The organism is Paraburkholderia sp. OAS925 (assembly GCF_040543975.1).
Taxonomy (GTDB): domain Bacteria; phylum Pseudomonadota; class Gammaproteobacteria; order Burkholderiales; family Burkholderiaceae; genus Paraburkholderia; species Paraburkholderia graminis.
Genome location: NZ_JBEUNO010000002.1, coordinates 2,410,609 through 2,423,892, shown reverse-complemented (window position 1 = coordinate 2,423,892; position 13,284 = coordinate 2,410,609). Strand labels below are relative to the sequence as shown.

Below are 13,284 nucleotides of genomic sequence, written 5' to 3'. Positions count from 1 at the left end.
CAAACGGAATTGGCGCCACGGTTTCTGCTCCAGTGAAGGTTGTACTACGCGCGCCCCAATGCGCTCAGCGCATTGCAAATTTCATCTGCACGCGGAAGATCCGCGCTGCGCCAGCGCAATCGCGCGTTGGCATCGAAGCAGTAGATCTGGGTTGCGTGATCCGCAATATTGCCGAGCGGCAGGCGGCTGCCTGCAAGCGCCATACGCATGCCGTCGATGTCGCGCAATGTGGGTGTCGCCGCAGTCCATGCAGGGCCCGCCTGAAAGCGCTTGAGCCACGCATGCAACGCGGATGGCGAGTCGGAGAGCGGATCGATTCCTATCGACAGCAATCGAACCGGATAACGCCCACGTATTTGTGGCAACCGCTCCTGGACCGCGCTGAACAGCGCCCCTTGCAAAGGACATACGGAACTGCATCCGGTATAGATGGTTTGAAGCGCAGTCACGCCGCCTAGCAACAAGCTGTTGAGCAATCGCTCGGTGCCGGCCTGATCGACCAGCCGCGTATCGTCGAGACGAACAGGCGGCGTGACGAGACCCGAAGTTCCATGCTGTGCATATGACGGCAAAGGCGCCGCCGCGATAGCAAGCGATGCGATATCGCGCAGGAAGACGCGACGCGACGATCTTTCAAGCGGGATGGACTCGCCGGCTTTAGCGCGCATGAGAGCTTTCGGATCAAACAAGGTGTCGTCCTCCGCAAAAGCTCTTTGGGGAAGTCGGCGATCACTACGTTGCTTCGGTTTCGGGGGGCGGAAAACCGGTCACGTATTGGAGGTAGCGATTAACGCCGACGGCAAACGATCGTATGCGAAGATCGCGGCTTCGGTTTGTTTAGTACCCCACACTTCGCAGTGTTTGATGACGCGAAGCGCATACGCGCGCGGCAAGTCAGCGCGTGGGCGAAATGAAAGATCTGGGCAATGCGAAAGCACTGCGGCGATCTCTATTAATTCGCGTGCCGCGATGCTGTTTTTTTAACCCGCGCTGGCATTGCTCGCGAGCAGCATTCCCGAACCGCGAGCCTGCGAATAGCCCGTGCCGCAGCTCATCGCACTGTTTCCTGTGACCGACATGTCGGTGCAGCCGGACAGATTCATGCCGGTCTCGCACCGGCGCACGAGATTCGCCGACACAACGCCGCCGATGCGATTTGCCGCCGCAATGCCGCTTCCGCCCGGCCCGTTGAAACCTTCGACGACATTGCCGACTACCACGGCGCCCGTCGCGCTCGCCTCGAGATAGATGCCGTGCTTCGCGCTTTGCTGACCGAGTACGGTATTGCCGTTGATCACGGGATCGGACACGTCCATGCAATGGATTCCATGCGCGCCCATGTAGCGCAGGTTATTGCCGAGAATCGACGGCGAATCCTGATACTGCGCGAAAATGCCCATTGCGCCATCCGCGGCATTGCACAGCACACTGTTATTGGTGACAGCGGTGCCCTGCCCGCGCTCATGCCACTTGAAAGTCAGTAGCGGCGAGCCGGCGCCTATCGGATTGCTTGCGAGCAGCGCAGTCCCCGCAACACTCACAACGAACGTCGCTGACGGCACGCCTGGCCCGGTGATGAGCTGCCCAAGTTGCACGGCCGGATTTGCAGATGCAAGCGTGGCGCGAGCCGTGCCGTTTGTCGCCGCCCGCTGCTCCACCGCGACCGCGTCATCCACGTCCGAGCCCAGCAAGCAGATTGCGGCTCTCGCGTGACCGCGCGTGAGATCGATGGTATTGCCCGATATCACGCATTGCACCGCTCCGCCATACACGGCAATGCCGGCGTGAATCGGGTCCCATGCGGAGCCGGTGCCGTCCGTTGCCGCGCGGTCGAATATCACCGTGTTGCCTGTGACCGAGCATGCCAGCGATCGGACGATAGCGATGCCCCACCACTTTGCGCCTTCGCAGGTGTTGCCTGTGATGGTCGAGTTGTTGACGTTTTCCGTGACGATGCTTCGCCGAAACGGACCTCGCACGACGTTGCCGACCACCGTACACATGTTGTCCTGAAGTGGGAAAGAGTCGGCATGGTAGTTCGCCAGCCCTTCCATGTGTATACCGATGCGGCAGTCCTGGCCCGCCTTCGCCGTCACGAGATTGCCGGTGATCGTCGCCGCGCAACCCCACACCGTGATACCGTCGCCGCGATCCTCGCCATACGTGGATTTTTGCGTGGGCCCGCCGCCGGCGCCGATACAGTCGATAACCCGGTTGTTCGCGATGATGAAGTCGTGGTACTCACCGGTCGATTCAACCTGGATGCCATTCTGAAAATAGCGAATGGTCGAGCGCGTCACGGAACCCAGACTTGCGCGAAACATGATGCCGACGTTTCGCGCCCCGCTATTCGACTGAAGCATGTTCGGGTTCGTCAGATAGACTCCGTCGAATTCGCAGCCAGGAGCAGTCACCGTGATCGCCGCCGCATTCGCGATGCCTGCGGTAAAGCGCAACTCGCCGCCGCCCATCACCCGAATCGTCTTCTCTATCTTGAGCGGCTTCGTCAGCTTGAACACGTACCCGCCTGGCACATTCACTACTGCGGCGCCGCTGCTGAAAGCCGCTTGTATCGCGGCGCTATGATCGAGCGACGGCGCGCCGGAGCGTGCGTCAGCGCGTGCCTCGGCTGACATGAAGTCCAGCACGCTTGCTTCGCCATTCGGCCCGCGTACATTGACTGCATTCGACGCAGTTGCCGGATTGGCCGAAAAGTACCCCGCCACTGCCGCGCCCGCGGTCGTAGTTATCTTCGTCAGGAAGTTGCGCCTTTGTTCACTCACAATTTTTCCAGCAAGTTGGAGTACAACTGTTGGCCGTTGCGACTTACCGCTTAATTAACCGGCATTCGTCTGCGGCTTGCCAAGGCGAGCAAAGTTCAGCGTTCTGATCAGTATCGACTTGACCGTGCCCAAAGGTAGAAGCCGCCAGGCGAGCGGCACGCCCGTCATTTGCGCGGCAAACCACGGTAATGAGGAATCGTCTTCGATATCGAATGCGCTCAGGCGAAACGGATCGCTTCTTTCGTCGTTCCAGCCCACTGCCGTAGTGCGCCCGGTTTTGTATCCGGTCGCCTTGAGCATCGCCACCTCGCGCGATCCATATCGGCCATACGGGTAAGCGAAGTGTTCGCAAGGTGAGCCGGTCAACTGCTCAACCTCACGCTTCGATTGCGCGAGTTCGTCGATACATTCCTGATCGTCGAGGCGTGTGAGCGTCGGATGAAAGCGCGTGTGCGATTGAAAGTCCACGTACGGCAGCATGGCTTCTATCTGCTCTCTGCTTAGTCCGCTGACCGGTGCTTCGTCGCTGCGCACGTCCTGTTGAAATCCGCGCCGCGCTAACTCCTCGAGCCTTTGCGAATTGGGGAGCTTGATCAGACGCTTGACTCCCGCATGCTGCGCGCCGGGTGTCAGCCACCAGTGAGTGCGCTCGTGCGCCACGATACTGCTGCAAATATAAATAGTCGGACGAACGCCATGCTTGATGAAAATCGGCAACAGTGCCGCGTTTCCGACGTGGCCATCGTCGAATGTCAGTGCTGCGCGCCGGCGACCCTTACCCGGTTTATTTACTTCGGACATCGGAACAAAATCGCAATACCGCTTCAGATACGCAAGATGTGAATCCAGTGTGGCAGGATCGGGATCGTGATAAAGAAGTACAGCAACCCGGTCTCGCCATAGCAGCAAGCGTGTGAGCGCGGGCAAGCCGCTTACAAGAATGGCGTGCGTAAAGATCGTGCGCATTAGTTGCTTCGGCTTCATGTCACCTCTTGAGATCACGAAGTACAGCACGTGTTGTGCGCTTCCTTATACCGTTGCCGATAAGGTGCGAACGTACGGTTAACCACAAACGCGCCGTGTGCGCCGACTTTCGCGTAACGGCTTTGCTTTTTGCGAATACGATCGCTAGAAAACGCAGCGCAAATGATCCAATAGAACTTGTGCGCTCGCGAACATACGCGTCGAAAATGGCACCGCAGACTCTGGCAGTGCTGACCGGTGCGCGTCACGCAGTGCGCCGCCTTCACACCGTTCTACATGCGACCCGGCTTCATTCAGGCACGAAGCGAGTGTGACGAGTCGCAGCATTCCGACAACGTATGAGCCTTGTTTGCCGCCATGTTTTATCGAGGCAAGAAAGAGGCGTCTGATCGGCATTTCCACGGGTTCGAACGACGCTCCTTGACCCGAGCGGAAAGCAATGAGCCGCGGCGCTTACGCGCGGTAAGCAGACCAATAGCATCCGGCAACGGAACTTCGCTGGCATCGGCGGCTGCGCATCAATGTGTGTGCGGGCAGTCGGTTAAACCTCTTCGATGATGGGTTCCCTATGAACGAGTTTTCTCCAAAATCGCAGGCTGCCGGCTCCGGCCAGAATGACGTGAATCTGGTGCGTTACGTCGACGTCGTCCTCGCGAACCGGTGGCTTGTACTCGCCATTACGAGCATGGTGCTGGCAATCGGTGTCGCGTACAGCTTTCTCGCGCCGCCCGTTTATCAGTCGGATATTCTCCTGCAGGTTGAACAGGAGAGCCCCACCAACACCAAAAGTCTGCTAGGCGACGTGTCTAGTCTGTTCGACGTTAAAACAGAAACCACCGCCCAGATTGAAGTACTGCGCTCGCGCATGGTCGTGGGAAATGCAGTCGACAATCTCAGACTCTACATAAGCGCCGAGCCGAAACGCTTTCCGCTAATCGGCAATTGGATCGCGCGCTGGAACAAAAGCCTGTCTCAGCCCGGCCTGCTCGGAGTCGGCGGCTTTGCGTGGGGCAATGAATCGATCGATGTCGGGACGTTCGATGTCCCCGAGGATCTCGAAGGCGATGACTTCAAGCTGACCTCGCTTGGCGGAGACCGCTATGTTGTCGACCAGAAGCAGCTCGATGCGCCGATCTACGGACGCGTCGGCGAGACGATCGTTTCTAATGAGAGCACCGGCAAGATAACGCTGCGCGTGCAAGCACTCAATGCGAATCCCGGCACCGAATTCGTGCTCGTACGCAACGCGCGACTGAAGACGCTGGAAAACCTGCAAGACAAGCTGTTCATTGTTGAAAAAGGCAAGCAGAGCGGCATCATCGGCGCGTCACTGACAGGCACGGACCGTCAACTGACCGCGAAGATCCTGAACAATATCGGCGATGAGTACGTCGCGGCAAATATCGCGCGCAAGGCTGCTGAGGCTGAAAAGTCGCTCGCGTTTCTCAGCGATCTACTGCCGCAACTGAAGAGCGAGCTTGAAGAATCCGAGCGCAACTACAACGCATTGCGAATCAAGCGCGGCACATTCGACATCAGCGAGGAAGGCAAGACGTATTTGCGCGAAAGCGTCGAATTGCAGGCGAGCGCGCTGGCACTCAAGCAGAAGCGCTCGGAGCTGACTGCACTTTTCACGAGCGAGCATCCGTCGGTTCGTGCCGTCGACCAACAGCTTGCCTCGCTGAGCGCTAAAGAAGCCGCGGTCTCGCAGCGAATGACTTCACTGCCCGAACTCGAACAGGAATCGTTGCGCCTGATGCGCGATGTGCGCGTCAATAACGATCTCTACGTCGGCATGCTCAACAACATGCAGCAGTTGAAGCTCGTGCGCGCCGGCAAAGTCGGCACCGTGCGCCTGCTTGACCGTTCGCTCGTACCGAAGGAGCCCATCAAGCCGAATAAGCCGCTGCTGATCGCAGCGTCCGCGGTACTCGGCCTCTTTCTGGGGATAGCCGCAACTTTCATGCGCCACATACTGCGCGGCGGCGTGACGAACCCTCAGGACATCGAGCAGGAAACCGGTCTGACCGTGTATGCGACTGTGCCGGTGTCGCGCACACAAGCAACGCTCGAGCATGATTCGCCAGAACGCAGCGAGGGCTTGTTGTTGCTGGCGTCGCATTCTCCCGGAGACCCGTCGGTCGAGAGTCTGCGCAGTTTGCGTATCGTGCTGCAGCTTTCAATGCTGGAAGCGGGCAACAATCGCGTGCTGCTCACCGGTCCGAGCGAACAGATCGGCAAATCGTTTCTATGCGCGAATCTCGCGGCCGTGATGACCGGCTCCGGCAAGCGTGTGCTGCTGATCGACGCCGATTTGCGCAGAGGTCATTTGAATGACTATTTCGGCAAGGAATCTCAACCAGGGCTCGCGGACGTTTTGACGTCGAATGCCACGCTGGACGAGGCTCTGCAGCGTAACGTCGCGCCCGGACTCGACTTCCTCCCCAACGGTACTACGCCGTCCGACCCCGCAGAACTTCTAATGGGCGACGCAATGGCGCGTCTTCTCGAATCGGTCGGCGACAGTTACGACATGGTGTTGATCGATACGCCGCCCGTTCTCGCGGTATCCGATGCGGCGGTAGTCGCGCACCGTTGCGGCACCGTGTTCCTTGCCACGCGCTTCGGCACGACTTCGGTCGATGAAGTGCGCGAGTCCGTCAAGCAACTCAGGCATGCGAACGTGGAAGTCAAAGGCGTGATCTTCAACGCCTTTCATCCCGCGGCCTATCGCTACAGCCTCGGTTCGCATGCGGGGCGAAACCGGTATCTGTCGTATCAGTACGCGACTGCCTCGAGCGACTCCAAATCCAATAGTTGACCGGCGTCCAACGGTATGCCGCAAAAAGCCTTTTCGGCCGATGCGGCATGACCCGGACGGCTTTGCCCAAACCGAACTCCAAATAGAAGATGATCGTCAATGTAAAGCATTCGGTGGTTAGTATCGCGGGCGTTGTCCTTAGCCAGGCCGCGAACTTCATTGCGGTCATCCTGATCGGCAAGTTCTGCGGGCCGAGCGAGCTCGGTTACTTCAGTCAGTTGAATGCGATTGGCCTGTTCGCCGGTTCCGTGCTGGGCTTGCGGCTCGAAGTGGCCTGCATGGCAGCGGATAAGAAGCTCGCCGTTCAGGCGCTGGTGAGTTCGAGCTGCGTCGCCACAGCGATCGCTCTGCTGCTCGCCGCCGTCGCGGTGGTCACTGGCCAGCAGAAGTACTTGACCGTCGTGGTGCTCGCGACCGGCGTATTCCTGCAGCAGGCACTGTCTTCCGCACTGGCGAGCGAGCGCAAGTACCTGAGCATTGCCGTGCAGCGTGCATTTCCCAATGTTGCATTCGCGGTCGCATTTATTGCACTGATGATGGCAGCGAGACACCCGTGGAGCGGCCCGGATATCTTCGCGGTATATAGCTTCGTGTTTTTTGCTTCGGCCGTCGTCCCATTGGTCGGCTATCTTTTTGCTTCCCGACCGATGCTTTCGTCGGAGTGCCTGAAGTTCTCCCGGCTGCAATTGGATTACGCCAAGTTCTCTCTGCCGACAACGTCGCTTAATTCGGTCGTGATCTACTCAATCGCGATCCTGATGCCGCTCGCTTTCGCCCCGCACGACGCGGGCGTGTTTGCTCTCGCCTATCGCGTCGGCTATTTCCCCGCGTCGCTTCTGTCGCAGAGTCTCGGGGCTGTATTTCGCCGGGACCTGATCGATCTGGTGGAAAGAGGAGCGGACGTGCGCAGCGGCAGAAATCCGGCGACATCGTTCTCGCTGGTTTTGATGCCGTTGAGCGTGGTTCTCATTGCCGCCGGCTATCTCGGTCTCGCGCTCATCATCAACTTCAAGATGGGAGATCTGTGGCAGCAGTCGATGGAAGTCTACCTGCTGTTTTCGCCGTACTTCCTGACAATGGCCGTGTTCGGTTCGCTTGCACAGGTTTTTATCGTCTTCAGGCAGCAGAAGTTCGATCTGATGATTCAACTGATGAGCGCCGCCAGCATTTTCGTCATTTTCTCTTTCAAAAGCTTCTTCAGGCTCGACTTCATGTCCGTTGTGCTGCTTCTCAGTTTTATGGGAACGCTGGTGGCATGCATCGGAATCTACTATTCGGTGAACGTGGCGAAAGGCGGCATGAGCATCAAGCCGCGGGATTCAGTCGCAATCTAAGGGGATGAACGTGCGCATTGTCAAAGTACCTGGGCTGATCGGGCCGAGCGCGAGTCCCGGTGTGTCGGCGACAATCTGGGTGCTGCTGCTCGCGCTTCTTTGCTTCGTTGCCGTCGCGCATGAAACGGTGCTGCCGGCCAAGTTCCTGCTCGACGAGCAGGTTATCCTCGAACGCATGGTGACGGTTAGCCGCTTCGAAGCGTTCGGCGACTCCTTCGACAACCTCGCATGGACTTTGCGGTGGCTCGGCGCGGGTACGGCGGGAATATCCCTGATCGGATTCTTCGCGTCCACCGTCGGACTGGTGCTCGCGATCTGGCGTTCGGGCGTGACGTCCCTGACCGGCACGGAGTTCCTGCTCGCCTGCTTCTGGCTCGTTGCACAAACGGTTTACATCGGCATGCCGTCGAAGGAGATCGTCATCTCGCTGGCGGTTCTCGTGATTCTGCAGTGCAAGGACTCGCGGTTCATCGTTGTCATATTCACCGCTTGCGTCGCGCTGATCGCCGTTTTCTTTCGTACCTACTGGGCGATTACATTGGCGCCGGCGCTATTGCTCTACTTCGGGCCCGCCGTTCTGCGCAAGCCGCTGTCTCTCGCGTTCGTGGCTGTCGTCCTGTTCGCGTGCGTGGCCGTCAACTTCCGCATTCAATACGGCGAAACGCTGGACTTCGCACGCCAAATGGTCAACGAGTCGAGATATCCGAACGAGGTGGGATCGCTTATCGTACAGATCATTCCGGGTGGCAATATAGTCTCGGACGTGACGAACGCCATGCTCATTCTCGGGACATTCCTGCTGCCATTACCGCTGATTCTCTCGGGTGTGGCGACGCAGACCATCGGCGGAATATGCACGTTTTTTACGCTGGCGTTGATGTTCTCGCGGTATCAGGGAAGACGCGCAGTGGCGGCGCCCGATCGTTTCGGGAAGCTGTGCTTCTGTTTTATCGTCAGCTTTCTTGCGACCCAGGCGATCTTCGAACCCGACTATGGATCGTTTCTCCGCCACCTATCGCCGATCTCACCGCTTATGCTCTATCTGCTGCTTTCATCGCGTTCGGAGCGGGAGTCGGAAGCGCCTCGCTCCTCTATGATCCGCGAGCGCCCGCTCGCATTCCGGCCAGCCGGCGCGCGGATAACCGCGATCGCACGACACTCAATGAACGCGCAGCGCCGCGTTCAGGCAGCGGTCTATTCCCGATGACGCGATCACGTTATTCCACCGCAAGTGTGTAAGACCCGAAGGGTCGTTCGCTGGCACGGTCTCATCCGACAGGTGACCGATTCCTGCAAAGATGTCGCGCCCCGTTACCTTGCACAGTATTCCGAATTCGGCCGCGGCCGTGAGGTTCGACGGCGAATCGTTGCAAATGATCCTTTTGCCTAACGCGGCATACTCGAGGAGCTTCGTCGGCGTCTGCACGTTGTACGGGCGCGAGTAAGGAATCGTGGAAATGGCGTACTCGCAGTTCTTCACGACATCGAGCGCGTCGCGCTGCGGCAGTTTTCCCGTGAATATCAGGCCGGGCGCGCCCTGATAGGCGTCGGCAATTTCCTTTTCGACGGCACCCACAAGCACCAGGGTTTCAGAACCGCGCCGCGCCGAGGCGAAACCCGCGAGGAATTCATCGACGCCCCGCTCCCGCGTAATTTCACCCATATAGCAAAAGGTTCCTGCGGGCAGCGACCCGTTGCGGGTTCCCCTGCACGAGAAGATCCAGTCAGGCACGCCCATCGGCAACAGGATGGTTTCCACACTGTCGTCGAAGTTCATGACCTTCTGCATCGATTCGTTCTGAAAAATCCGGAGATCCGGACGCGGCTGCAGTAGCTTCTTCGCAGTGTCTTTCAGCTCAATGTAGCTACCCACCGACAGCGAGCGATAGTCGTGAATCACGTAGCGCGACGGCAGTCTGCGTGGATAGAACCCCATGATGCACCAGAGCACATAGTTCTGCGGGTCGGAGATCTTTCTGTATTCGGCCATCGTCCCCGAGTCGACAAGATAGCCGTTCTTCTGGAAGTACTCGGTGTATGCGGCGACCTCGGGATAGTTCGCCTTGCCCGTATGCAAAATAAACAGTTTCACTTTTCCCTACCTCCGTTTCTCACACCCGGCAGCCAGGTGATCGACGAACTCTCTGTCTCTGACGGCGTTACTCTTATTGGCTCAAGTTTATTTTTTGCGAAATATAGCTATTGATGTTCGACTTCTCGATCACGCTGTCCCACGCAAGCTGCGTGAAGTTCGCCCTTTCATTGGGCTTCGCCGTTTTCATGGTGGCGATCGTCATGCCGGCGAAGATGGAGGAGCCGGTGATGATGCTGTTGATCCGCAAATCCTCGCAACACGCGACGTTCGACGGCGAGTCATTGCACAAGATCTTCTTTCCGAGCGCCGCATACTCGAGCAATTTGGTCGGCGTCTGATAACAATGCGGACGGTGGTACGGAAAGTACGACACCGCAATCGACGACTTCGCGACAAGTGCAAGCGCCTCGCGCTGCGGCAACGGGCCCGCGAACACCAACCCGCGCTTGCCGGCGTATCGCTCGTAAAGACGCGGCTCGGGTTTGCCTACGAGCAATAGCGAAACATCGCTTTCGCGGAAGTTCTCAAGGAACGCGTCAATGACGAGATGAAATCCCCGCTCGAAGCTCATGTCGCCGATATAGCAGAAGTCGGCGATATCTTCGGCATCGGGTGCTTGTTGCGGCACCTCGAAGATCCATTTCGGAACGCCCATTGGAAGTATCACTGACGGCACGTCGTCGTTGAACTTCATGATGTTCTGCTGCCGCGTGTTCTGGAAGATCCGCAAATTGGGCCGCGCGTTCAGATAGCGCTTTGCGATGTCTTTTAGTCCCGCCGAGCCGCCGACGGACAGCGACCGGTAGTCGTGAATGACGAAGTCCGACGCCAGTTGCTTCGGATAGAACCCCATGATTGCCCACACCAGAAAGTCGGCCTTGTTCTCCAACGCCTTGTAGTCGGTCAGCGTTCCGGCGACCACATCGACACCGCGCGCAGCGTAGTAGTCCTGGTATGCCAAAAGCTCGGGATAATTGGCCCGCCCCGGATGCAGCAAGAAAATTTTGTACACAGTGGGTCTCTCTGAATCGTTGGTGCGCTCAACTAGTCGATCGGATCGAATGCCGGAACTACACTGACTTGTCCGGGTTAGGCTGGATATCGCAAGGTCCGATCGAATGGGTGTCCATGACTTCCTTGCTGCGTTTTTCTGCGGTGGACTCGTAAGTGCTCAGCCATCTGTGAAAGATGATGTCCATCGAAAATTTGGCGATCGCGAGTTCTCTTGCGGCCGCGCCCATCTTTTCTCTCAGTTGCCGGTTGCCGCGGAGCTGCTCCACGTAACCCGGCATCTCTTCGTCGGACCCGACGAATCCCGTCACGCCGTGAACGACCACGTCGCGATTGCCGACCACGTCCGTCACGACCGCGGGGATGCCCGCGACCTGCGCTTCGATGAGCGCCACGGGCATGCCTTCCCAGCGCGAGGTCTGCACGTAGATGTCGAGCTCGGACATCAACGCCAGCGCGCGCGAACGAGTTAGCCAGCCACTGCATGTAAGCGCCGACGCCTGACTCGCATCGGGCACCTCTTCTCGGTTGCCGCCGATCCACACAAAGCGCGTGGTCGAGTCGTGCAACGTGTTCGCGAGAGAGATGAAGAGCTCGTGATGTTTCTGAAACGACGCGCGGCCATTCATTCCGATGACCACATCTCCGTCGTCGCGAATTCGGCGCAATGGGATGCTGCTAATGTCGACGCCGTTCTCTATCAGTTCCGCGTCCTTCACTCGCACCTTCTCTTCGATTTCGCGCAGCTCTCCCGGCGAACACGCGACCACTGTTCCGCCCATCAGGTCGGCCATGCGTTCGAACATCAGATACGCAAGCTGCTTCGTGCGAGAAACGTCGCGACGCAAAAATGCAAGACCGTGCGGCGAGTAGAGAACCTTCGCGTTCTGCGTCGCAATTTTGGCGGCCGCCCGCCCTAATACGCCGGCCTTCGACGAGTGAAGATGAATCACCGTCGGGTCGACGCGCCGCATGTGTCTCGCCAGTTCCCACACGCTCGACCAATCCTTGCGAACATGCACGTCCCTGCACATGGACACGTGCACGAGGTCGACCTTGGGGTGGAACAGTTCGACGAAATTCCTGGGCGTTTCAGGTCGTGTCGAGTAAAGCACCGTGACATGCGCGCCGACTGACGCCGCGCGGTTGCAGAGCTCCGTGAGCATCGACAGAACGCCTCCTCCGAATGCCTCGGTAACGTGAACGATTCTCATGGGGCTCCCACGCCAATTAACGATTTGCCAACTTATTCGCCCTGCTCGCCGTCCAGATATGCGCCAATTAACCGGGTGTCCTGGAGCCTGCGTCCGTTTTAAAACGCAAAATGCGAAAATTAATCTGCGCAACTGGAAGTCATGCGTGAAGCGTCGCCAGGTAATCGATTTCAGGGCGCCGCGTTCTTTTTTGCCCGTAGCGAACACCGTTCAGGCCGCAATACGCGAAGCAATACAATGGATTAATACCAGTTAACGCGAACACGCAATTCGAGTTGCTAATCAACGCGAGACTTAGCTTTTTTCGGATTGATGCCTGTCGATCAACAAGCAAACAAGGAAGGCTACTGCTTCTGCAAACGCGGATTTCGCAAACCGCGATGGAACAAAAAGGAAAATCAGGCTCGTCGCATCTTTTAAATGCCGAAAAATGCAATGCGCAAAACCCTGCGTGACGATAAAAGTCTAAAAGTTATCGCTCCGTGCGGAAGGACACATCGCGCGGTAAGTTTTGCAAATGGCGTTTTGGAAGGAGCGGTAAGACTGACTTTCAGATAATATTATTACTTGGCGGGGATTTTTCGATTTATTCTGGGTCCAACCCATTGATTCGCGGTGAAGCGGCTGGAATGGTTATAAGCACGGTTCATTCACAGCGGATAGACCGCCGGAGCGCTTCTACAAACGGGCGGCCAGGGGCGAAGAGAGCAGCGTATGCTTGTGTCGGAAGGTCCGGGACGCGCAGCGCAACGGCTGCTCCTGGCAGGCATGGCCGTAACAGGCGGTGAACGTTCTACAACGAAGCTGTGACCGTCGGCCTGTCGTTTTGATCGTGTACGCTTTGCTTTTTCTATGGAGTACGGCGTTGACAGCGATTCCGATGGCCCTGAGGATCAAGCACGCGTTCTCCGTTGTACGCGTGCTGTGCATCTTTCTTGTGCTTACCGTTTGCATGCAAGTCGTCCAGACCTTCGAACGGTTCGCCGAGCGGCGCAAGGCGCGTCGCGATAATAAATAGCTTTGGCATCGCGATGCGCCGGGT

Annotated in this window: 9 protein-coding genes; 3 read left to right on the top strand and 6 right to left on the bottom strand. The window is 57.9% G+C overall.

Going from position 1 to position 13,284, the window contains the following annotated elements:
* Nucleotides 1-44 precede the first annotated feature (44 nt).
* From ABIE53_RS29600 to ABIE53_RS29590, 3 genes are all read right to left on the bottom strand, one after another.
* Nucleotides 45-668 carry an SCO family protein gene (locus tag ABIE53_RS29600; protein WP_044020130.1) on the bottom strand — a complete coding sequence of 208 codons (624 nt, stop codon included), beginning with the start codon at nucleotides 666-668 and terminating at the stop codon, nucleotides 45-47.
* Nucleotides 669-980: 312 nt separating this feature from the next.
* Nucleotides 981-2,783 (bottom strand): NosD domain-containing protein, encoded by a 1,803-nt coding sequence (locus ABIE53_RS29595; RefSeq protein ID WP_006047162.1) that lies wholly within the window; start codon nucleotides 2,781-2,783, stop codon nucleotides 981-983.
* A 54-nt stretch (nucleotides 2,784-2,837) separates the two neighbouring features.
* Nucleotides 2,838-3,749 carry a polysaccharide deacetylase family protein gene (locus ABIE53_RS29590; protein WP_192699433.1) on the bottom strand — a complete coding sequence of 304 codons (912 nt, stop codon included), beginning with the start codon at nucleotides 3,747-3,749 and terminating at the stop codon, nucleotides 2,838-2,840.
* A gap of 586 nt (nucleotides 3,750-4,335) precedes the next feature.
* Here ABIE53_RS29590 and ABIE53_RS29585 point away from each other — a divergent pair.
* The 3 genes from ABIE53_RS29585 (at nucleotide 4,336) to ABIE53_RS29575 (ending at nucleotide 9,129) form a co-directional block, all read left to right on the top strand.
* The gene (locus ABIE53_RS29585; RefSeq protein WP_006047160.1) at nucleotides 4,336-6,588 is read left to right on the top strand and encodes a polysaccharide biosynthesis tyrosine autokinase; all 2,253 of its coding nucleotides are present in this window, start codon (nucleotides 4,336-4,338) and stop codon (nucleotides 6,586-6,588) included.
* Nucleotides 6,589-6,677: 89 nt separating this feature from the next.
* Nucleotides 6,678-7,922 (top strand): polysaccharide biosynthesis protein, encoded by a 1,245-nt coding sequence (locus ABIE53_RS29580; RefSeq protein WP_006047159.1) that lies wholly within the window; start codon nucleotides 6,678-6,680, stop codon nucleotides 7,920-7,922.
* Nucleotides 7,923-8,001: 79 nt separating this feature from the next.
* Nucleotides 8,002-9,129: a hypothetical protein gene (locus ABIE53_RS29575; RefSeq protein WP_376916547.1), complete on the top strand. Its 1,128-nt coding sequence runs from the start codon at nucleotides 8,002-8,004 to the stop codon at nucleotides 9,127-9,129.
* Here the strand turns inward: ABIE53_RS29575 and ABIE53_RS29570 are convergent.
* From ABIE53_RS29570 to ABIE53_RS29560, 3 genes are all read right to left on the bottom strand, one after another.
* Nucleotides 9,082-10,014 carry a glycosyltransferase gene (locus tag ABIE53_RS29570; protein ID WP_006047157.1) on the bottom strand — a complete coding sequence of 311 codons (933 nt, stop codon included), beginning with the start codon at nucleotides 10,012-10,014 and terminating at the stop codon, nucleotides 9,082-9,084. The two genes, ABIE53_RS29575 and ABIE53_RS29570, sit on opposite strands and share 48 nt — an antisense overlap.
* A gap of 73 nt (nucleotides 10,015-10,087) precedes the next feature.
* The gene (locus ABIE53_RS29565) at nucleotides 10,088-11,029 is read right to left on the bottom strand and encodes a glycosyltransferase (RefSeq protein ID WP_006047156.1); all 942 of its coding nucleotides are present in this window, start codon (nucleotides 11,027-11,029) and stop codon (nucleotides 10,088-10,090) included.
* Between the two features lie 58 nt (nucleotides 11,030-11,087).
* On the bottom strand, nucleotides 11,088-12,242 hold the full coding sequence (locus ABIE53_RS29560; RefSeq protein ID WP_044020128.1) for a glycosyltransferase: 1,155 nt from the start codon (nucleotides 12,240-12,242) through the stop codon (nucleotides 11,088-11,090).
* Nucleotides 12,243-13,284: the final 1,042 nt, after the last annotated feature.